The sequence below is a fragment of the Priestia filamentosa genome, assembly GCF_900177535.1.
In the GTDB taxonomy this organism is placed as follows: Bacteria; Bacillota; Bacilli; order Bacillales; family Bacillaceae_H; genus Bacillus_I; species Bacillus_I filamentosa.
On sequence record NZ_FXAJ01000001.1, the window covers coordinates 913,203 to 933,855 of the forward strand.

At 36.9% G+C, this 20,653-nt stretch carries 28 protein-coding genes and 1 pseudogene; 22 read left to right on the plus strand and 7 right to left on the minus strand.

Annotated features, from left to right (window positions below; all coding sequences use genetic code 11):
• The first annotated feature begins 9 nt into the window (after window positions 1–9).
• The 8 genes from B9N79_RS04780 (at window position 10) to B9N79_RS04815 (ending at window position 6,023) form a co-directional block, all read left to right on the plus strand.
• Complete coding sequence (locus tag B9N79_RS04780; protein WP_085117857.1) at window positions 10–852, plus strand: TrmB family transcriptional regulator; 843 nt, start codon at window positions 10–12, stop codon at window positions 850–852.
• A gap of 272 nt (window positions 853–1,124) precedes the next feature.
• Window positions 1,125–1,427: a hypothetical protein gene (locus B9N79_RS04785; RefSeq protein WP_085117859.1), complete on the plus strand. Its 303-nt coding sequence runs from the start codon at window positions 1,125–1,127 to the stop codon at window positions 1,425–1,427.
• Between the two features lie 200 nt (window positions 1,428–1,627).
• Entirely contained in the window at window positions 1,628–2,125 is a 498-nt protein-coding gene (locus B9N79_RS04790; RefSeq protein WP_040056550.1) for a cupin domain-containing protein, read from the plus strand.
• 194 nt (window positions 2,126–2,319) lie between these two features.
• A complete protein-coding gene (locus B9N79_RS04795) occupies window positions 2,320–2,598 on the plus strand; it encodes a hypothetical protein (protein WP_040056549.1) in 279 nt (92 codons plus the stop codon).
• A gap of 27 nt (window positions 2,599–2,625) precedes the next feature.
• Window positions 2,626–3,027 (plus strand): hypothetical protein, encoded by a 402-nt coding sequence (locus tag B9N79_RS04800; RefSeq protein ID WP_048896852.1) that lies wholly within the window; start codon window positions 2,626–2,628, stop codon window positions 3,025–3,027.
• Window positions 3,028–3,237: 210 nt separating this feature from the next.
• Window positions 3,238–3,804, plus strand: a complete 567-nt coding sequence (locus tag B9N79_RS04805) for a TetR/AcrR family transcriptional regulator (RefSeq protein ID WP_040056547.1) — start codon at window positions 3,238–3,240, stop codon at window positions 3,802–3,804.
• Window positions 3,805–3,847: 43 nt separating this feature from the next.
• Entirely contained in the window at window positions 3,848–5,293 is a 1,446-nt protein-coding gene (locus tag B9N79_RS04810) for a DHA2 family efflux MFS transporter permease subunit (protein ID WP_040056546.1), read from the plus strand.
• 226 nt (window positions 5,294–5,519) lie between these two features.
• On the plus strand, window positions 5,520–6,023 hold the full coding sequence (locus B9N79_RS04815; RefSeq protein WP_085117861.1) for a DinB family protein: 504 nt from the start codon (window positions 5,520–5,522) through the stop codon (window positions 6,021–6,023).
• 106 nt (window positions 6,024–6,129) lie between these two features.
• On the opposite strand, the gene B9N79_RS04820 is transcribed toward B9N79_RS04815, so the two are convergent.
• Both B9N79_RS04820 and B9N79_RS04825 read right to left on the minus strand, forming a co-directional pair.
• Window positions 6,130–7,335: a Gfo/Idh/MocA family protein gene (locus B9N79_RS04820; protein ID WP_085117863.1), complete on the minus strand. Its 1,206-nt coding sequence runs from the start codon at window positions 7,333–7,335 to the stop codon at window positions 6,130–6,132.
• A 157-nt stretch (window positions 7,336–7,492) separates the two neighbouring features.
• Window positions 7,493–8,452 carry an LCP family protein gene (locus B9N79_RS04825; protein ID WP_085117866.1) on the minus strand — a complete coding sequence of 320 codons (960 nt, stop codon included), beginning with the start codon at window positions 8,450–8,452 and terminating at the stop codon, window positions 7,493–7,495.
• Window positions 8,453–8,605: 153 nt separating this feature from the next.
• Between B9N79_RS04825 and B9N79_RS04830 the strand changes: the two genes are divergently transcribed.
• The gene (locus tag B9N79_RS04830) at window positions 8,606–8,818 is read left to right on the plus strand and encodes a hypothetical protein (protein WP_019392027.1); all 213 of its coding nucleotides are present in this window, start codon (window positions 8,606–8,608) and stop codon (window positions 8,816–8,818) included.
• 58 nt (window positions 8,819–8,876) lie between these two features.
• On the opposite strand, the gene lexA is transcribed toward B9N79_RS04830, so the two are convergent.
• Window positions 8,877–9,500 carry a transcriptional repressor LexA gene (gene lexA, locus B9N79_RS04835; RefSeq protein ID WP_019392028.1) on the minus strand — a complete coding sequence of 208 codons (624 nt, stop codon included), beginning with the start codon at window positions 9,498–9,500 and terminating at the stop codon, window positions 8,877–8,879.
• Between the two features lie 161 nt (window positions 9,501–9,661).
• Between lexA and yneA the strand changes: the two genes are divergently transcribed.
• From yneA to B9N79_RS04875, 8 genes are all read left to right on the plus strand, one after another.
• Window positions 9,662–9,979, plus strand: a complete 318-nt coding sequence (yneA, locus tag B9N79_RS04840) for a cell division suppressor protein YneA (protein WP_019392029.1) — start codon at window positions 9,662–9,664, stop codon at window positions 9,977–9,979.
• 66 nt (window positions 9,980–10,045) lie between these two features.
• Entirely contained in the window at window positions 10,046–10,717 is a 672-nt protein-coding gene (locus tag B9N79_RS04845) for a YneB family resolvase-like protein (RefSeq protein WP_040056542.1), read from the plus strand.
• 76 nt (window positions 10,718–10,793) lie between these two features.
• Window positions 10,794–11,027, plus strand: a complete 234-nt coding sequence (locus tag B9N79_RS04850) for a DUF896 domain-containing protein (protein WP_019392031.1) — start codon at window positions 10,794–10,796, stop codon at window positions 11,025–11,027.
• Between the two features lie 185 nt (window positions 11,028–11,212).
• Entirely contained in the window at window positions 11,213–13,219 is a 2,007-nt protein-coding gene (gene tkt, locus B9N79_RS04855) for a transketolase (RefSeq protein WP_040056541.1), read from the plus strand.
• A gap of 148 nt (window positions 13,220–13,367) precedes the next feature.
• The gene (gene sirA / locus B9N79_RS04860; protein WP_019392033.1) at window positions 13,368–13,814 is read left to right on the plus strand and encodes a sporulation inhibitor of replication protein SirA; all 447 of its coding nucleotides are present in this window, start codon (window positions 13,368–13,370) and stop codon (window positions 13,812–13,814) included.
• An 81-nt stretch (window positions 13,815–13,895) separates the two neighbouring features.
• A complete protein-coding gene (locus tag B9N79_RS04865; protein ID WP_026009529.1) occupies window positions 13,896–14,117 on the plus strand; it encodes a YneF family protein in 222 nt (73 codons plus the stop codon).
• 214 nt (window positions 14,118–14,331) lie between these two features.
• On the plus strand, window positions 14,332–14,520 hold the full coding sequence (locus tag B9N79_RS04870; RefSeq protein WP_040056540.1) for a DUF4083 family protein: 189 nt from the start codon (window positions 14,332–14,334) through the stop codon (window positions 14,518–14,520).
• Between the two features lie 171 nt (window positions 14,521–14,691).
• Window positions 14,692–15,825 (plus strand): site-2 protease family protein, encoded by a 1,134-nt coding sequence (locus tag B9N79_RS04875; RefSeq protein ID WP_085117868.1) that lies wholly within the window; start codon window positions 14,692–14,694, stop codon window positions 15,823–15,825.
• Window positions 15,826–16,083: 258 nt separating this feature from the next.
• On the opposite strand, the gene B9N79_RS04880 is transcribed toward B9N79_RS04875, so the two are convergent.
• Entirely contained in the window at window positions 16,084–16,284 is a 201-nt protein-coding gene (locus tag B9N79_RS04880; RefSeq protein WP_019392037.1) for an aspartyl-phosphate phosphatase Spo0E family protein, read from the minus strand.
• Between the two features lie 141 nt (window positions 16,285–16,425).
• Here B9N79_RS04880 and B9N79_RS04885 point away from each other — a divergent pair, with 141 nt between their 5' ends.
• From B9N79_RS04885 to B9N79_RS04900, 4 genes and pseudogenes are all read left to right on the plus strand, one after another.
• Window positions 16,426–17,136 (plus strand): cytochrome c biogenesis CcdA family protein, encoded by a 711-nt coding sequence (locus B9N79_RS04885; protein WP_019392038.1) that lies wholly within the window; start codon window positions 16,426–16,428, stop codon window positions 17,134–17,136.
• A gap of 167 nt (window positions 17,137–17,303) precedes the next feature.
• A pseudogene (locus B9N79_RS04890) lies at window positions 17,304–17,588 on the plus strand (response regulator); the annotation flags it as partial.
• A gap of 214 nt (window positions 17,589–17,802) precedes the next feature.
• Complete coding sequence (locus tag B9N79_RS04895) at window positions 17,803–18,375, plus strand: DUF2179 domain-containing protein (RefSeq protein ID WP_019392040.1); 573 nt, start codon at window positions 17,803–17,805, stop codon at window positions 18,373–18,375.
• 119 nt (window positions 18,376–18,494) lie between these two features.
• Complete coding sequence (locus B9N79_RS04900; RefSeq protein WP_019392041.1) at window positions 18,495–18,983, plus strand: CcdC family protein; 489 nt, start codon at window positions 18,495–18,497, stop codon at window positions 18,981–18,983.
• A 34-nt stretch (window positions 18,984–19,017) separates the two neighbouring features.
• On the opposite strand, the gene B9N79_RS04905 is transcribed toward B9N79_RS04900, so the two are convergent.
• Complete coding sequence (locus B9N79_RS04905) at window positions 19,018–19,446, minus strand: DUF2621 family protein (RefSeq protein ID WP_019392042.1); 429 nt, start codon at window positions 19,444–19,446, stop codon at window positions 19,018–19,020.
• Between the two features lie 120 nt (window positions 19,447–19,566).
• On the opposite strand from B9N79_RS04905, the gene B9N79_RS25980 reads away from it, so the two are divergent.
• Window positions 19,567–19,725 (plus strand): hypothetical protein, encoded by a 159-nt coding sequence (locus tag B9N79_RS25980; protein WP_167555099.1) that lies wholly within the window; start codon window positions 19,567–19,569, stop codon window positions 19,723–19,725.
• Window positions 19,726–19,754: 29 nt separating this feature from the next.
• Here B9N79_RS25980 and B9N79_RS04910 read toward each other — a convergent pair whose 3' ends face one another.
• Complete coding sequence (locus B9N79_RS04910; RefSeq protein ID WP_019392044.1) at window positions 19,755–20,150, minus strand: Hsp20/alpha crystallin family protein; 396 nt, start codon at window positions 20,148–20,150, stop codon at window positions 19,755–19,757.
• A gap of 102 nt (window positions 20,151–20,252) precedes the next feature.
• Window positions 20,253–20,396: a small acid-soluble spore protein P gene (locus B9N79_RS04915; RefSeq protein ID WP_019392045.1), complete on the minus strand. Its 144-nt coding sequence runs from the start codon at window positions 20,394–20,396 to the stop codon at window positions 20,253–20,255.
• Window positions 20,397–20,653 lie beyond the last annotated feature (257 nt).

Consider the following 20,653-nt stretch of genomic DNA (forward strand, 5'->3'; position numbering starts at 1 on the left):
GAGGAAAACATGAAAGTAGACATTATTAAAATTTTGCAAGATCTGAACTTTACGGAGTATGAAGCAAAAGCATATATAACGTTGTTAGAAAAATCACCATTGTCAGGGTACGCGATTTCTCTCAACTCAGGGGTGCCTCGCTCTAAAATTTATGAAGTACTTGGTGGTCTTGTTGACAGAGGAGAAGTCATGATAAGTCATGAAAATCCGGCTCTTTACACTCCGCTTCCTCCACATGAGCTCATTAACTTGAAAAAACGAAGGGCAGAAACCTCGTTTGAAGTAGCGGAAGAGGCGCTTGAGCATTATTCTTATGTTTCATTAAATCGAGAAAACATTTGGAACATTACAGGGCATGAAGCCATTATTAATCGTGCCAAAGAAGCGATCAAAGAAGCAAAAGGACGAATTCTCCTCGAAATCTGGATGGAAGATGCAGAAGAAATACGCAAAGAACTCGAAGAAGCGGCTGGGCGTGGTGTGCAAATCTTAATTGTTTCTTACGGCACACTTGGTTTTGATTTCGCGGAAGTATATGAACATGATGCGAGTGATGAAATTACCGAAGAATATGGAGGACGCTGGATTGTTTTAAGCGTTGATGATCAGGAAGTTGTAGCAGGCATTCTCTCACTTGGTGACGACAGCCGTGCTGCATGGACAATGCATCCAGGTCTTGTGATGCCGATTACAGAAGTGATTGTACATGACTTGTATATATACGAGATGATGAAAGAACATCGCGACACATTGGAAAGAAGTTTCGGCCCGAATCTGATTGAGCTTAGAAATCGCTTTAAGTTTGGCTCGTCTGGGTATAGCGTTGCAGCGAGGTTGGGATTGATTGAATAAAGAAGGAGCTTCCGTTAGTTAGCGGAAGCTCCTTCTTTTATATAAATAATGAAGAACGAGAAACAGGTCCAGAAGTTAACTCCTAGGATGAAGTCATGAATAGGAGGGGAGCGATTTTGTTAGCTATTATTCCTCCCCCATCACTTCACCAAGCACAATCACAAGCAAGACTAACAAAATGCGAATGAGTTTGTCTTTGCCTACTATTTTTAATAAAAGAGCTAAAACAATTCTGATAAGCGATCAACAATTCTAAATAGTTCACATATACGATGAAATCCATTCCTTTAAATGGAGAACTTTATTATTTTGAAGTCACGCATTTCGAAGATAAAAGTGAGCAAGATGAAGAAGGTTCCTATGAATATTATTATTCTGGAAAGGACATTAGCTTTGATTCAAAAACAATGTCCATTAACGGCCGGATATATGATGATGAAAAAGAGATTGGTCATCTCTCTAAAAGACCAAACTTTGCATTGGGAGAAGATGTTAAAATTTTAAAAGCATACTTACATAAGGAATATAATGTGAAACGATTTAAATCAAGTAATGAGGAGTTGTCCTCTACATAAGGGAATTAGTGCTTTACTTCTCTATACATGTAGGTATTCAGTTATCATATTTATGAAAAAGAATATTTTGTACGTGAAGGAAAAAATTATAAAATAATTGGTTCTTTTCTTACCAAGAAAAGGATATTTCTCTGTATAATATATCTTAGAGACGTGTTCATAGTCTTAAACAATAAGATGATAGAAACGGGGAGATAAGGATGACAATATCAAAACAAGTAATCACAAAACCTTTACATGGAACAGCAAATGATCAAAATACATACCATTTTATGCAAGAGAAAACAACAATCCTTGTATCTGGTGACCAAACAAATGGTGCATACTGTGTAGTGAAAGTACAAGAACCTCCGAAAATGGGACCGCCGCCACATATCCATGCGAATGAAGATGAACAATTCCACATTATTAAAGGAAGCTTCACTTTCTTTGTTGGAGAAGATGTCATTGAAGCAAAAGCAGGAGACTATGTGCATGCTCCAAGAGGGATTAGACATTACTTCGTTGCAGGAGATGAAGTGTCTGAAATGTTTGTAACCGCATCACCTGCTGGCTTCGATAGCTTTATTAAAGAACTAGGAAAGCCTGTTAATGAAGATGAAGGATTACCAAAAGCTGAGCCACCAACTCCAGAGCAAATGAAACAATTAGTGGAGGTCGCGGAGAAATTTGGAATGAATTTTACAGACCTAAAGTAAGTGTATAAAAGGGAAAAACTTAGAATTTACTTCTAAGTTTTTTTATTTTTAATAGGGAATGATGAAATCTTTCACTTAATATAATTAAAAATGATCTTTGTAAGTAATTTAAAAATATAATATGGTAAAATATGAAACAGATGGAATAAAAAAACGTCATTTCTTAGGAAGACTTTTCAGAGGAGTAATCATTAATGAGAAAAATGTTAAATCCCATTTCAATTTTACTTTTTATCATTCATTTTTTTATTTTATACTTGTGGCTTTTTGAATGGGAAAAGCTATATACGGCTCCTTGGTTATGGGGATGGGGAATTTCAACTTTAGGAGGAGGAGTGATTTATTTTACTCACTATAAGAAGTCGACAGATCATATCGTGTACAAAAAGCTGCTTCTTTCTTCAACTTTTACAATGGTTGCGATTGCGGTATTAAGCTTTTTAGTTGATAGTACAGTGGACTCCATGCCATAGATAAAAAAGATACATAGGAGCAATACAGTGAAGAAATATATTTTCCTTTTTATGTTTTGTCTACTAGTTGGACAAATGCTAGGCTACAAAGATATTCGTCATAAAGAATTGGAACGTTCTCTACATACGGCATTGCAGGGTGATGTTCATAATGTCAACATAGCGTCTTTAACAGATTTTCAGTGGGATAAAGCGTATGTTTTTCCCCCATATACAACTCTTGAGGTGATGAGGGACGATCTCGGGGTTCAAAGCTATAAGGATTGGAGCGGCTTAGGTTTTCGAGATGATATTAATTTGCTTGTATTTTTACATGGAGATCAAATTGTTCATTATGCTGAAATGAATATAAAAGATGGACACTTTGTTCAAAATGAGGAACTTTCCTTTACGCCCTCACACGCCACCCTGACTGTTCGAAAATTTTAGACTATATTAAGAAACATCTAACCTAATTAAAAAAGGCTAGATGTTTTATTTTTGCAAAATATAGTGGTATCTTTTGCAAGAAAATTCTTATATTAAAAGGTAGGGAAAAACGTTTACGAATTTTTTCACAAAGTTGTTGACAGTCCAATCTAAAACCACTATTATTATATAGACCAATTGTTATAATTGGAGAAGGAAGGGTAGGATTGGATGAAGAAAGGGAACACAAGAGACGTCATCTTACATACGGCGTCTGAACTGTTTCAGCGTCAAGGTTATCATGGCACTGGACTAAACCAAATTATCGAGAAAAGCGGAGCACCAAAAGGATCACTTTATTATCACTTTCCAAATGGGAAAGAAGAAATTGCTATCGAAGCGATTAAATTAATGGGGCAACATATATTAGAGAGCGCCCGAGAAGATTTAAGCGAGAAAGACACAGCAATAGAAGCTTTTCAACATCATGTAGCAAAAATTGCCGATGTTTTTGACGGAAAAGCTTGTGTAGATGGACTGCAAATTGGTTTGATTGCTTCTGAAATGGCATCATCTCACGAGTCCATTCGTCTTGTTTGCAAATCTGCTTATGAAGACTGGCAAGCACTTTATACAGAATGTTTACAGCGATTTGATTTTGAAACAGAGCGAGCAAAAGAGCTTGCTGTTGTCATCAATTCGCTGCTTGAAGGTGCGTCTATTTTGTCACAAACAAATGAGAGCGGTTGGCCGCTTCGAGCTGTCGCAAAACAGCTGCCAGCTTTGCTTGTTCATTAACATATAAAAGAATTATGTAAGAGAGAGGGGAAAACAGATTAATATGAGTAATCAACAAAATGCAGCAGCGAATTCTAACATCAAAGCGCTGCCGATTATTACATCATTTCTTATTGCTGGATTTATCGGCTTGTTTAGTGAAACAGCCTTGAATATGGCCCTAAAAGATTTAATTACAGGGTTTGGAATTCATGAAACAACAGCACAGTGGCTTACAACAGGCTACTTATTAACATTAGGGGTCCTTGTCCCAATTTCAGGCTTAATTTTGCAGTGGTTTACAACAAGACAGCTTTTTATAACATCGCTAGTGTTCTCTATTATTGGGACATTTATTGCAGCAATTGCTCCAACGTTCAGCGTTTTAATGATTGCCCGTGTTGTGCAAGCCGTTGGAACAGCTTTGCTTTTACCACTTATGTTTAATACGATTCTGGTGATTATTCCACCACACAAACGTGGAAGATCAATGGGGATTATCGGGCTTGTGATTATGTTCGCGCCAGCTGTTGGGCCAACTGTTTCAGGCTTAATTTTAAAAAGTTTAACATGGCACTGGATTTTCTGGATTTCACTACCGTTACTAATTGTAGCATTAGTGTTTGGTGCTTTCTTTATGCAAAATGTTACAAAACCAACAAAGCCAAAAATCGATATTTTCTCAATCGTTCTTTCAACAATTGGGTTTGGTGGAATCGTATATGGGTTCAGTAGCGCTGGTGAAGGCGGCGGCTGGGGAAGCTCAAACGTTATTTTTGCCATTGCAATTGGAGTTGTTGCGTTAGTTGCCTTCTCTATTCGTCAGGTGAAGATGGATAAACCAATGTTAAACTTAAACGCTTTTAAATATCCAATGTTCGTAATCGGACTTCTCTTAATTTTAGTTTGTATGATGGTTATGCTTTCAGCGATGATGATTCTACCATTGTACTTACAAACATCATTAGCATTATCAACATTTGCCGCTGGTCTTATGCTTCTTCCAGGAGGAATTATTAACGGAATTCTTTCCCCTGTTATGGGTGGATTGTTCGACCGTTTTGGTCCTAAATGGCTCGTTATTCCTGGTCTTGTTATTGTGGCAGGAACAATGTATGGTTTCTCAACAGTAACGCTTGAAACATCAACAGGCTTTATTGTTGGTTTACACATCGCGCTTATGATTGGTATTTCAATGATTATGATGCCTGCTCAAACAAACGGGCTTAATCAGCTTCCGCCTGAGCTATATCCAGATGGAACAGCTATTATGAACACATTACAACAAGTAGCAGGAGCGATTGGTACAGCAATAGGAATTTCAATCCTTTCTTCAGGATCAAGAAGCTTCCTTGAAACAGTATCTGATCAAAAAGACCCGCTCAATCAACTGCTTGCGTTTACAAACGGTGTTCAACATGCCTTTATCTTTGCGATTATCGTTGCTGTTATTGGTTTAGTTATCTCGTTCTTTATTAAGCGAGTAAACGTTGAACAGCGCGCACATTAATAAAAAGCCGATGCTTATGCATCGGCTTTTTTTGGTGTTTATTTAAGTATTAATATTTGATTCCATTCGGAAGTATTGCTATAATCGAAAGGGAACAAATGTTCGTTTTGGTTATAAAGGTGAGAAAAGCGTTTAAAAGCTTATTGAAGAAGGATATTTGAAAAACGAGAACGACCGTTTTAGAATGGGGTTTCCAAAACGAAAATTGATGATGGAGGTATTACATATGTATGTAACGATTGCAGACTTTATTAGAGAGTGGAACAAAGAAGCCTTATTAACTCAAAAGGTTTTAGATGGTTTGACAGACCATTCGTTAAAACAACAAGTTTATCCAGAAGGTCGTACATTAGGAAGAATTGCGTGGCATTTCACAACAAATATTCCAGAATACTTAGCTCATTTCGGGTTAAAAATAGATGGGTTGGAAAAGGCAGGAAATGTCCCAACTTCCGCCAAAGAAATCGCTGAAACCTTTAAAAATGTAAGTTCTTATGCCTCCAAAATCATTGAAGAACAGTGGACAGATGAATCACTAGAACATATACAAGAAGCGTTCGGAAGACAGGAATCAAACGCTATGATTTTAATGGGATTAATTAAGCATATTGTTCATCATCGCGGACAAGTTACGGTTTTAATGCGTCAAGCAGGGCTAAAACCTTTTGGGGTTTATGGACCACCAAAAGAAGATTGGCTTCATTTAGGTGTGGAAAATCCACCGCTTTAATAGTGTGATGAACGGTTCGTTAGGAAGAGAAGGGAGGAAACCCTTAGAGGTGGGTTTCCTTTAATTTTGATTTACTATCAACATTAAAATGTAATAGAACCATTATTTAAGAAAGTTGTCTATCGAGAAATTCGCGCATATTTACAACTTTTCCGCTTTGGATCGACTCATCAGCAGCACTTGCGACTGCAATAGACCAAAATCCTTCAGCAGGAGTGGCTGCTTTTGTTTTTTCTCCAGCAATCGCATCAACAAACGCCCTATGTTCATAGTACGTTCCACCATTATGACCGCTATTTTGAATGGTTTCAGGATAGCATGGATTAGTAATTTTGGCAGGAGCACTTTCTCCACAAAGCACTTCTAAATGTGTAGATGGTTTATGATATGGAAGAAAATCTTCATTTTCATATCCATATAGTCTTCCTCGGTCTCCGCACAGCGTTAAATCTTCATGAAAAAGGGGGGAGAACATGCACAAATTAAAAGAAGCATGTATTCCATTTTCATAAATAATGATGACGTTTGCATGATCTAATATATCAGCTTTCTTTCCTTCATATTGAAAGTCTTTAAAATTGATAGCGTTTCCACCTGTTGCATAAATAGAAAAGGGTTTAGCATTTGCAAATAGATTTAATAAATCAAAGTAATGGCAGCATTTTTCAATAAGAGTTCCGCCTGAAAGTTCTGAAAATTTATTCCACTGCTCGACTTTATCTAAGAAAGGAAGGCGGTGTTCTGTCATCGTCATCGTTTTTATATTTCCAATTGAGTTGCGCTCTCTTGCCTCATAAAGGGCTTCTTGGTAAAGCGCTTTGTAGCGATATTGCAAACCAATTTGAAAAACGTTCTGATAAGACTCAGCCCATTGTTGAATGATCCATGCATCTTTCAGCGTAGTTGCCATTGGTTTCTCAAGTAAAATATGTTTTCCAGATTTCATTGCTTCTTCCACAATTTCTTTATGTGTATAATTTGGGGTGCAAATAATGAGTCCATCAACATCAGAATCTTCGCACGCTGCTTTCAAATCATCATAAACATGGACAACATGACCCGGAAAGCTTTCCTCAATCATATGAAGCGCTTCTTTAACACTTTTTTGATTAGGATCATATATGCCGTGAACTGTAGCTCGTCCTTCTAACATCGTTGCTTTAATATGCTCATGGCCAATCATCCCGGCACCAATAATGTTAAACTTATAAAGAGGTGTTTCTTTTTTATAAATATGTTTGTCTTTTTCACGCAAATAGTGGCTGTTTAGAAAACCCGAAAAAAAGGTGCTATGACGTTCAAATTCCCCCATATCCATGCCTCCTGTTTTTTAGAAACTCTCATTAAAGTATAAAAAGCTTTGTTAGAAAATACAACAGAGGTTATTTATGTTCTTATTAATATATGTTCTAAAAGATAAAATGATATAAAAAAAGACTCACATTGTGAAAATGTGAGTCTTCCTTCATTTAGTTAAGAAACTCTTGTAGAGCTTTTTTATTTTCTTCTTTATCAATACTTAACACAGATCCAACGTCTTCACGGGCATTTTCAAATGTACCGTCAAGAGGGAGGCGAAGTGTTTTAACTTCCTTTGTACTTCCTGTAGCAAAGTCTTTTCCAAGGAGTAGAAGTGTTTTTTGATCAATGTTTGTATCAACATACGGATCTGTAAGACCGAGCAATTTTGGAAGTTTGAAGACACTGCCGATGCTTGCGGCTTCTTTTTTCAGTTTTGTTAGCACTTCTTGCTGACGTTGAACGCGTCCAAAGTCACTTAAACTATCGTGGCGGAAGCGAACATAGCCAAGAAGTTTGTCACCATGTAATGTTTGTTTTCCTTCATGAAGAGTCATACCAATACCAGAAGACATTTCTTCTTCAACTGTTACAGTAATACCGTCTGGAGCAATCGCATCCACGACTTTTGGGAAGCCTTGAAAGTCTACGACAGCGTAGTAGTTAATATCAACGCCGAAGTTTTCTTCAATTGTTTTACGTAAAAGCTCAGGGCCGCCAAAAGCAAAGGCAGAATTTAATTTTTGTTTCCCGTGTCCTGGAACGTCAACATACATGTCTCTCATAAGGGAAACGATTTTAGGTTGTTTTGTGTCTTGATCATAGTGTGCAATAAGGATGGAATCTGTACGAGCGTGGTCTTCACCTCGTGAATCACTTCCAAGCAAAAGGACATTCATTTTTCCGTTGTTAGGAAGTGAACCATTAAAGTCATAAAGCTCTCCGTCTTTTGCGAAACTTCCATCCTGAGCTTCAGAGAGTCCTATTTTATATTGAATAAAGCTGTAAATTCCTCCAGCAACAACTATAAGAAGGATAAGCGCTAGAATAATGCGGCCCCATCTTGGTCGACGTCTTCTTTTTCTATTTCTTGTTCTTTCCAATGTGCTTTTCACCACTTTCTCTATCATGATGCCAGTAGCATTTGTACTCTTAAGCAAACATTGTATCAAACTTTTCTTTGTTTGGCATCTGATAAGAGAAAGAGCGTAATCAGATTTCTTGCGCGCATTCTTTCTGCTAGTGTATATTAGGATATACTTTATAGGAAAGGAGAGGAGAAAATGAATCGTTATTTATTTCAATACGAAGTGCTTTCGCTAAAGAAAGAAGGAGAGTTTAGCGTTGTTGCGCAAAGTGAAGAAGAAGCAGCATCTCAAATTCTAGAGCGCGTGGCAGATATTGAGTTTACAGATGAAGATGATGTGAAGATTGGCAAACTGATCAAAGTTATTGAAGCAAAAGATCATTATTACGAGTGCGAAGGTTGTACATGATCATTACATAGCGTAAAAAATCCCTCTTCCTTATTTAAAGAGGGATTTTTTACGCCTTCTAATGAATCGAGCGATATACGCCAATAACTTTTCCTAAAATTGAAACATTGTTCAAAATAATAGGAGCCATTGTCGCGTTTTCAGGTTGTAAACGAATATAGTTTTCTTCTTTAAAGAAACGTTTTACTGTTGCTTCATTTTCTTCTGTCATAGCAACAACAATATCGCCGTTGCTCGCTGTTTGCTGTTGTCTCACAATTACCATATCGCCATTTAGAATTCCAGCTTCAATCATACTATCTCCCACAATTTCAAGCATAAATACGTGCTCATCAGGAGCTGCATATTTATCAGGTAACGGAAAATATTCTTCAATGTTCTCTATCGCTGTAATAGGCTGTCCTGCTGTTACTTTACCAATAACCGGAACATTAATAACATTATTTTTTTGAACATCGTTTGTTTGATCTAAGTCCAGAATCTCGATTGCACGCGGTTTTGTAGGGTCACGTCGAATTAATCCTTTGCTTTCAAGGCGAGCTAAGTGCCCGTGAACCGTTGAGCTTGATGCAAGTCCGACTGCTTCACCAATTTCGCGTACTGACGGGGGATATCCTTTAAGTTTTACACATTCTTTTATATGACTCAAAATCTGTTGCTGTCTCTTCGATAACTTTGTCATTGGGATTCACCTCAAATCTAGCTCAATCTTACTAGGATTATAACATGGTTTTTTCATAGATACAAACATAAGTTCGAAAAAAATCCGTTGACAATAAAAGAATGAAAGAGATAAAATAAGAACGTATATTCCGAACATACATTCTTAAGGGTGGGAGAAAGATGAAAAAGAGGACTAATTCACTTACATACTATGTCACATTTTTTGCAGGACTTGCACTTTTTTCATTTATTATATTGAACGTGTCAAAAGAGCCAGAGCTTGATCAATATGCCATTGTTACCGTTAAAGCAGGCGATACGCTTTGGGGATTAGCGAACGAGTATCAAGGGAATCATCAGCTTTCAACCGTTGATTTTATAGATTGGGTCGAGAAGCAGAACAATATAGAGAAGAAAGACCTTAAAGAAGGCGAAGAAATTTATATTCCAGTTTTAAAAGAAAAACTAAACAATGCGCTTGTTGCTAAAACACAGTAATAGATTCTTGCTGTTTTCTTTTCTTTCGTGAAATAATAGATTAAAAACACTGTGTAGGGGCGAAATATGAGAGCGATTATTTATTGTCGGGTAAGCACGGAAAAAGAAAGTCAAACAACATCATTAATAAGGCAAAGGGAAGAGTTAGAAGAGCTTGCTAAAAAGCACGGTTTTGAAATTATAAAAGTTATTGAAGAGCGTCATAGTGGATATGACGTTGAACGTGATGGAATTATTGAAGCACTTACTCTTTTTCAAGAAGGAAAAGGAGATGTGCTTCTTGTACAGGATGATACAAGACTTGGACGTGGCAACAGTAAAGTAGCGCTTATGCATGAACTGAAAAAAGCGGGTGCTAAAGTTTACACGTTGAATGAACAAGGTGAGCTTTATTTATCTGAAAGTGACACAATGGTTTTAAATATTTTAGCTGCTGTTGAAGAATATCAGCGCCAAATTGTTCGTTTTAAAATTAAGCGGGGAATGAAGAGAGCTGTAGAAAACGGATATAAACCTGAACTAAACTTAAAAAATAGAACAAGCGGTGGACGAGACAAAAAAGAAGTTCCGATTGAAGACATTATAAGACTTCGCGCTAAAAAGCTGACGTTTTATGATATTGCTTTAACGCTAAGAGGATTAGGGTATGATGTTAGCAAAGCAACAGTTCACCGTCGCTATCAGGAACATATGAAAGAACAAGAAGAGAATGAAAAAATGGACATTGAAATAGAATAAGGTAACTTACTTGCTAATTTACCCTCTCTTTTGTACGATATGTACATAAACGAGAACTTTTTATAAGGAGAATACAATGTTATCAAAAGATAAAATTGCTCGAATTAATGAGCTTGCAAACAAAGCAAAAACAGAAGGTTTAACAGAAAAAGAAGCTTCTGAACAAAAAAATTTACGACAAGAATATTTACAAACTTTTCGTAAATCAATGACCAATTCCTTACATTCGGTCAAAATTGTCGATCCAGAAGGCAATGATGTTACACCGAAAAAGTTAAAAGAGAGTCAAAAACGTAACAAATTAAATTAATGGGTTATCATAAAAAGGTTAGAGGAGAAATAGTGCTATACTCTGACCTTTTTTTGTATTTTATGAGTGAAAACATCGTTAATAAGAAATGCTATAATTGCTATTGAATTGTTGTACAAATCAAGGCAATATTAGTATGATAGAGTTATTATTAGATTTTTGTTAGCAGAAAGGAAGGAAAGAAAATGTCACAACGTATTGAAGATTTATCAATTACTACTATTCGCACACTTTCTATTGATGCAATTGAGAAAGCAAACTCAGGACATCCTGGAATGCCAATGGGCGCAGCTCCAATGGCATATGCTTTATGGACAAAATTTATGAATCATAATCCGAAAAACCCTGAATGGTTTAACCGCGATCGTTTCGTGTTATCAGCGGGTCACGGATCAATGCTTCTGTATAGCCTTCTACACCTTTCAGGCTATGATCTATCAATGGACGAAATCAAAAACTTCCGTCAATGGGGAAGTAAAACACCTGGACATCCAGAATACCGTCATACAGCTGGTGTTGAAGCAACAACAGGTCCATTAGGACAAGGTATCGCAATGGCTGTAGGTATGGCTATGGGTGAAAGACATTTAGCAGCAACTTACAACAAAGAGAACTTTGACATCGTAAACCACTATACATATTCAATTTGTGGAGACGGAGACCTTATGGAAGGGGTTGCAAGCGAAGCTGCTTCACTTGCTGCACACTTACAACTTGGTCGTCTTATCGTTCTTTATGATTCAAATGATATCTCATTAGATGGTGAACTTGATCGTTCATTCTCTGAAAACGTAGAAGGTCGTTTCAACGCATATGGATGGCAAGTTATCCGTGTTGAAGACGGAAACAACATTGAAGAAATTAATGCGGCGATTGAAGAAGCACAAAAAGATACAAAACGTCCAACATTAATTGAAGTGAAAACAGTAATTGGTTATGGTTCTCCGAACAAGTCTGGTACCTCAGGTGTTCACGGTGCACCACTTGGTGAAGACGAAATGAAGTTAACAAAAGAAGCTTATAAATGGACATTTGAACAAGATTTCCACGTGCCTGATGAAGTGTACGAGCATTTTGAAAGCACAATTGTTCAAAAAGGACAAGAAAGCGAAGAAAAATGGAACAAGCTTTTTGCAGAATACAAAGAGCAGCATGGCGAGCTTGCTGAGCAGTTCGAAAAAGCTTTAAAAGGCGAAGTAGATGTAGACTGGAACAGCATTTTACCAAGCTTTGAGGCTGGTAAAGAAGTTGCAACACGTGCATCTTCAGGAGACGTGTTAAACGCGATTGCTGAAAACATTCCATCTTTCTTCGGCGGCTCTGCTGATTTAGCTGGTTCAAATAAAACATCAATTAAAAAATCTGGTGACTTTACAGCAGAAGACTACAGCGGACGTAATATTTGGTTCGGTGTTCGTGAATTTGCGATGGGAGCAGCTTTAAATGGTTTAGCTTTACATGGCGGTTTAAAACCATTTGGCGGTACGTTCTTCGTATTCTCTGACTACCTTCGTCCAGCAATTCGTCTTTCAGCTTTAATGGGAACACCTGTAACATACGTGTTCACACATGATAGCATTGCTGTTGGTGAAGATGGTCCAACACATGAGCCTGTTGAACAACTTGCATCATTCCGTGCAATGCCTCATCTTTCTGTATTGCGTCCAGCAGATGCAATGGAAGTTGGAGCAGCATGGCGCTTAGCAATTGAATCTACTGATCAACCAACAATGCTTGTGCTTACTCGTCAAGGTTTGCCAACGCTTGATATTACGCACGAAGAAGCATACGAAGGCGTTTCAAAAGGTGCTTACGTCGTTTCTCCTGCACAAAAAGAAACAGCAGATGCACTTTTACTTGCGTCAGGTTCTGAAGTAGGTTTGGCTATGAAGGCACAAGAAGAGCTTAAAAAAGACAATATCGATGTTGCAGTTGTTAGCATTCCATCATTTGATCGTTTTGAAGCTCAATCAGCTGACTATAAAGAAAGCGTACTTCCAAGCGCTGTAACAAAACGTCTTGGTATTGAAATGGGATCTTCATTCGGCTGGCATAAATATGTAGGCGGAGAAGGCGAAGTCCTAGCAATTGACGGTTTCGGTGCTTCTGGCCCAGGAGAAAAAGTATTAGAAGAATACGGCTTCTCTACTGAAAATGTTGTAGCTCGCGTGAAAAATTTACTAAACGCATAAAATCTACAGTAATGAAAAAAAGACTGTCGTTATGACAGTCTTTTTTTCAATTCGACAAAACAAGTGCTTCTCCTCGTCAGCGATAGACAAGCCTTTTTTCTTTTTCCCTATATAATAATAGGAAAAGACGCAAAGGGGAGAATGAGCGTTGAGAACTTATGAACTCTATTCAATTAAAGAACCGTTTTGGGCTCACTACGGGGCGAGACCAGAAATGATTGGCGGTCTTTTAAAGGAATTTAAATATAAAGAGCATGTTTACTATAAAGAAATTGAAAAACAAGTACGCTATATTACAAACCTTGTGCCGGTTTTAGAAGTGCGTGAATATTTACGAGATGGGTTTGCAGGGCTTCCTCGCTTTCGGGTATTTATGAGAGGCTCACTTCTTGTTTGTCAACAAAACGGAAGTGAAGCTGCTCTTTGCATGAATGATCACCTTATGATTTTACATGCAAACGGTCCGTATAAAATAGAGCATCTTGTGTTAAAACTGTTAGCAACGTATGATTCTCGCTATTTTATTACAAATTCTGAAAACGGACACTACAATTGGTTGAAAAGTCCTGTTGAAGAACAAAGAAAATTTGGGTAAAATAGAGAAATTGTAGATGAAGTGTTGTATAATAAAACGTGTTTTAGTACACTGTAATGTAGACAACATGAAGGAGGAAATATAACTATGTGGGTACCCATTCTAGTTGGTGTTCTAGCATTACTTGTTGGAATAGCACTAGGATTTTTCATTGCTCGTAAATATATGATGAGCTACTTAAAGAAAAATCCACCAATTAATGAGCAAATGCTCAAAATGATGATGATGCAAATGGGCATGAAGCCGTCGCAAAAGAAAATTAACCAAATGATGAAAGCTATGAACAGTCAAATTGACAAGTAATTTGTCTTCATCTTTACAAAGGACAAGCATTTGGTTTGTTTCTCGATTGTGAAAGCTACCATAATAGCGGAATCCGTCTGAAAATCACTTTTTCTATTGTACAGTATCACAATAGAGAGGGTGGTTTTTTTTATGTTAAAACAGTTGGAGATATATGGTATTATAAGGGTGATTGTATATTTTTAACTGGGTATATATATAAAGGGGGAAGTAGATGGGAAGCTTTGCTATCGGAGATGCTATTTATCAACTATTGATGATGATTCTTCTTCTAGCCATTGTAGGTTTTATCCTAAAGTTCATCTTAAAGATGATAAGGCAACAAAAAAAGAAACAGCAATATTTAGCACGGTTGGAACAGAAAATAGATCAATTGTCTGAGAAAGTTGACCGAAAAATGTAAGGCTAGAAATATCCATTCTCTCCTAGCTTCTTCTTTTTTTGAAAACCTTTGAATAGAACAAGGAGAAAGAAGGAGAGAGAACGAAACATAACATAAAAGATACCTGTCTCACTTCGTTTAGAGAGTAGGACATATGAAAGATTGAAACTAAAACTGGAGGAATGGAAAAGAGTGAACACGTTTAAATTTCCGCTACCTTACTTTGTTTTATTTATCATTTTCACTTTCATTACTTATGTTACGTTTGATTGGGGGATTTTTGTAGTTATTGGAGTGCTCCCACTGCTTGCTATTTTACTTGCTGTTCTTTGCCATGAGCTTGGTCATTTCTTATTTTGTAAAGCAAATGGTTATACATTTGAACGCTTTGTAATTGGTCCCCTTGTTGTATCTAAACAGAGGGATAAAATCCAAGTGACAGAGAACAAGAGCTGGGTTAACTGGGGACAAGTTGTGATGACGCCAGGGATGTCTGAATATGAAAAAATGAGAAAGAGATATATAGGTTATTTTTTGTCAGGAAGTATGCTTAATGTTCTCATTTTTATCGGGTCCTTTGTAGCTTTCTTCATAAATGGTTCTTTCTTCTCTATCCTTCTTGGCCTTTCTAATCTTGTTGTAGCTGTTATATCGCTTACACCAGCAACATATCATAAAGAGTATTCTGATGGGTATAGTCTTACTCTTTTATTTAAAAATGACAATACGAGTCGCCTCTACACGAATATGATAAAAGCTCGTCACTATTTAGAAAGTGTGGAGAAGGTAACAGAGCTTCACAATGAGGCTTTCTCTAAAATGAAAAAAGAGTTGTTAGATCAAATGAAAACGCTTGATAAGGATAATAGTGTCCAGATTGATTTAGTTTGTCTCACAATGCTTTATATAAGTTCTTACTACCTTCTACAAGAACGGTACCGAGAAGGGGCAGGACTCTTAAAGAAAGTTTTCTCCTCCTCTTTTGAAAGTATATACAAACGTCAGCTTCTGGCTAACTATCTTTTTATGCAAAACATGATTTATGAGTATGAGGAAGTCTATGAGGAAGAGGTATCACTAGACGATAGAAGTGAGCGAATTTCTTCCTTGAAAATCAAAGCATGTTTTCATCAAAGAAGCGGTCAGCGAAAGCTTGCTGTTCAAACGCTTAATAAAGCCTTACAGCAAGTTACATTTGTGAAAAGTCCAGCAATGACAGGAGAAATAGAAACAAAGCTTTTACAGAGTATGAAAGGAAAAGTAACGGATTTTTCAACTTCTCATAAGGAAGAATACGATTCCGTAAGTGAAGTGCATAAAATGTAGAGAAGAGACGCCTATTTTGACGGCTGACCACAGGGATATGATGAAAGAGATGAAAGAAGTAAGGGCAAGCCTAGAAAGCACAATACCCTAAAATAAGCGCTTTGCGTCCTGCTCTGCACTTATCTTTTTTGAGTAGTTCATAGTTTGTTTCCTTTCTTATCGTAAAAATGTCAAAAAAGAGAGGGACACTAGAAAATATCTTTTAAAAAATAAAGCACGTTCTCGGACTTTAGATTTATCAAGCCGTGAACGTGCTTACTATTGAAACATTTTTTTGCTGTAGTTCATTGTGTGAAGATGTTGCTCATATAATTTGGTATATTGATTAAGTAAGTGATCGAGTTCCTGACTTCCTTGAAGGGCAGGATCTGAATTTAATCCTGTGTGTTGAACAATTTTTGCTAGCTCTGATCGTTTTTTCTCGATTTTCAGTAACATTTCCTGTTTTGACACGCTCATTGTCCTTTCTCCTTAAGGTTGTTTTTATTATACTAGATTATGGAATTCAAGAAAAGGAATTCAGGGAATTAAAATAAAAATTGTTAGATATGGTATTTTTATACTACATGTAAAAGTAGAGCAAAAGGAGGAGGAACATATATGGTTTCTGATATTAATCTTTTCCTTGCCTTTGGCGCAGGTGTTTTGTCGTTTATTTCTCCTTGCTGTCTACCATTATATCCAGCCTTTCTTTCTTATATAACGGGGGTTTCAGTTGAGAAATTAAAAGAGGGAGAGCGAGCCGGACGGAAAATGGCGATGTTTCATACGCTTTTCTTTATTTTAGGCTTTTCCGTTATTTTTATTGCCCTTGGGTTTGCCACATCTTTTGTTGGAACGTGGTTTCATAATTATCAAGACTTTATTAGACAAATAGGAGCAATTTTCATTGTGTTTTTTGGGCTGATTGTGCTTGGTATTTTAAAACCTACTTTCTTAATGAAAGATCGAAAACTTAGTTTTACAAAGAGGCCAAGCGGGCTTCTAGGTTCGTCTTTAATTGGTGTTGCCTTTGCAGCAGGATGGACACCGTGTACAGGGCCTATTCTTGTATCTGTTATGGCGCTTGCTGCAACAAATCCAGGTTCAGGGCTCCTTTATATGACAGCATATGCTCTTGGTTTTTCAATTCCTTTTTTTCTCCTGTCTTTCTTCATTGGAGGAGCGAAATGGATTAAAAAATATAGCCGCCACTTCACAAAGGTGGGGGGAGGCTTGATGGTAGCAATGGGGGTTGTTCTTTATTTTGACTGGATGACCAAAATAATTGTGTACTCTACAAGTCTCTTTGGAGGATTTCAAGGGTTTTAATGGTGGAAAGCATCGAAAAAGGTCTTATTGGTTGGTAGAGTAAAACATAGAATGTACGAGGATTTTTTTAGGAGGCTACAAGAGTGGCAAGTGTTCTCATCATGGATGATTCCCAATTTATTCGGCAAACTCTTGCACGGATTTTATAAACAAGCGAATATAAAGTCGTAGGAGAAGCAGCGCCAGGGTCAGAAGCCATTGACAAGTATCGACTTCTTCGCCCTAACCTTGTGATTATGGTTGTGACAATGCCTGAAATGGATGGAATTCAAGCATTAAAACGTATACATAGTGAATTTCAGGATGCACAAATTGTGATGTGCTCAACTGTTAGTCAGCAGAAGATGATGGTCAAAGCAATTGAATCTGGCGCTAAAGATTACATTGTCAAACCATTTCATAAAACAACAGTACTTGATACCGTTCACCGGTTGTTTCGAAAACCTGTTTAACAGATGTTAAATAGGTTTTTTTTACGCGTTTCTTCACTTTTTAGAATGTGACGCAATCCCTTGAAAGCCAAGGGATTGGCAGGTTTTGAGTCTCTGAAAAAAAATAATAAAAAAAATTATGAAAAAGTCTATTTCCAACGAAGAACTTGAGTGGTAAAATAATATCGATTCAATGGATAATTGAAGATCTTGAAGGTACGAAGAGGTGGGTCTTTTGAAAGAGATTATCTTGATTTTGCTGCTGCAGCTTGTGTATGTTCCTGTTTTAACATTAAGGACGCTTCTGCTTGTTAAAGGGATGAGTACGTATGCTTCAGTTTTCGGTTTTTTGGAAGCTCTTATTTATGTTTTTGGATTATCCCTTGTTTTTAGTGGTGATCAAAGTACAGCTGCGATGGTTGTATACGCAGTAGGCTTTGGTGTTGGAATCTTAATTGGAAGCTATGTTGAAAATCGACTAGCGATTGGCTTTACAACATTTATTGTGAATTTGGACAATAAAAATGAAGAGCTTATTGCACGTCTTCGCCAAGAAGGCTTTGGTGTAACGGTCTTTGAAGGTGAAGGAAGAGACAGCGTACGCTACCAGCTTGAAATTCTAACAAAGCGAAATCGAGAAGTCGAACTTTTTCGTCTTATTGAGGAGTATGACGCGCGTGCTTTTATTATTTCTTACGAGCCGCGTAAATTTAAAGGTGGCTTCCTTTTAAAAAGCCTAAAGAAACAAAAGGTGAAAAAGAATGCTGTAACGCCAGAAGGAAGTTCTCCAACTTCGCCACATCCTTAATATACGGACACAAGCAAAAGAAAGATCTTCTTTCAAATAAAAAAGGTGTCCCTCTTCTTTTTTAACGTTATATTGGTTATACTAGTAGTATAACTTTATCGAAAAAAGGAAGGATTATAATGGTCAATACAGTTACGATCTTTTCAGCGATAATTGCAACATTAATGGCTCTTACTGTTATTGTGGTACGGATTAAAGCCTCAAAGAAACCAACAAATGCTAAAAAAATTATCCTGCCGCCATTTTTTATGAGCACAGGAGCACTTATGTTTATTGATCCGTTTTTTCGAGTTTCTCTATCTGAGTTTTTAGAAGCTATTCTTTTAGGTATGCTCTTTTCTATTTTACTTATCAAAACATCAAAATTCGAAATACGAGATGAAGCTATTTATTTGAAACGATCTAAAGCTTTTGCGCTTATCCTTATTACGCTTTTAATTGTAAGAATCGGTCTTAAATCATATTTAAGCATGTCCATTGATATTGGGCAGCTTAGCGGCATGTTCTGGATTCTGGCCTTTGGTATGATTGTGCCTTGGCGCATTGCAATGTATCGTTCGTACCGTAAGTTAGAGCAAGAAATGTTCAATAAAACAAAAATGGTATAAAAGAAAAGCGGCCGATTGGCCGCTTTTTATATTCTTACGTGAAAAATTGCTGATATTGGGCGAGGTCGATTTCTTTTTCTTTTAACTTTTTGCGAAGAAATTTATGGTCGCGTTTTGGTGTTGCAATGATGTAGCCTTCAATGATAATATCATCTGTCAGTTCCTTTACTCGGCGTTTGAAAGCAAGATGTCCTATACTTCCAGCAATCTTGTTGCGAGCTACATCACGAAATAGCTCTGGAACAGGTTCAACAAGCTCTTCAAGCAGCTGTTTTTGTTCTTTGCTCCATAGTTGTCGAGTTTGTTTAATATAGTAGTCTTCCCAGTCTAGATCGCTCATACCGTCTTCTTTTGGGAGGCGTTTTAAAAACTTGCGAAACATAAAAAAACCGCCAATTGCAAATAGGCCAAAAAGTATGATTACCCAAAAAAGAATAAACCATAAGAACCACCCTGACAGCATATGATCACCCTTTATTTATAAGTTATCTCTATTTTACTTCATGAAAACAGGATTTTCCATGATTGATTCTATCGAAAAAAACAATTATGCTACATATGAAATGAAAGATGAGGTGATATAATGTTTGCATTCTTAACAGCAATTGGGTTTTTGGGCCTCATTTTATACGCTACAACGTTTATGTATGGAGTGTTTAAAAAAGAGAAAAAAAAGAAGTCACCGCTTATTATTAGCTTTCTTGTGATGGTTATCGGTTTAATCGGACTTCAGCTAACATAAAAAGGGGACGTTAAGCAACACGTCCCTTTTTAGCGGCTAGTAATAGGGATATGAGAAGAGAGGGTAAAATCAGTACGAGTTTTAGCTATAAAGATTTCTAAAATAGACTTATGAAAAACAGCGCGAATTTCTCGCTCCTGTAAGCTGAAGGGAAAATCAATAATTTGTTCTATCTTCTGCTCATTTGAAAGAGAATGAAAAGCTGAAAGCTTAAGCGCATCTTCCTCTAGCAGAAGGGAAATATCCTCTCGTTCATAACCAATAAGTTCGGCTTCAATAATATAGTGTTGCTCTGTTTCAAAAAGATCAATACGGGCATAGTTTTGTTCAACATAATGCAAAAAAGGGTGTGAAAACACATAATCTACCCATGCATTAAAATCGTCGCTAAGCTCACTTTCATTGTGAGCGTTTTCCTTTTTCATTATTCTTCCTCCACCATTCTATTCTTCCTCGTACAGTGTATTCTGCAAGGGAATAAATGGTGTGTAAAAAGAGAACAGGATACCAAAAGGTATCCTGTTTTTTTACATGTCATGATGACTGTGTTGTTTTTGACGCGAGTGCTGTCTGTTTTTTACTTTATGTGAGCCGCTCAATGGAGCAGGCTGACCGGGGTTATCACCTTTTGGTGCGTTTTTTCGAATATCTTTACCGTTGTTTTTGTTCATTGTGGGCCTTCCTTTCTCTTGTAAAGGATGAGCAGAACTGCTCTCTTATAGGATGAGAAAATGAAGAAGTTTTATGTATGGGAAAAGGGGGCAATAGACGTGGGAAGTTTGGTAAATGATAATAAAAAAAAGAATGTTTTCTTTTCTTTTTTTCGGGAAAGAGAGAAAAGATCGAACTTCCAGAAAAAAGAAAAAATAATCATAAAAAACAGACCATTATAAATTATTAGATAAAATTGTAGAAAAGTAAACTTAAT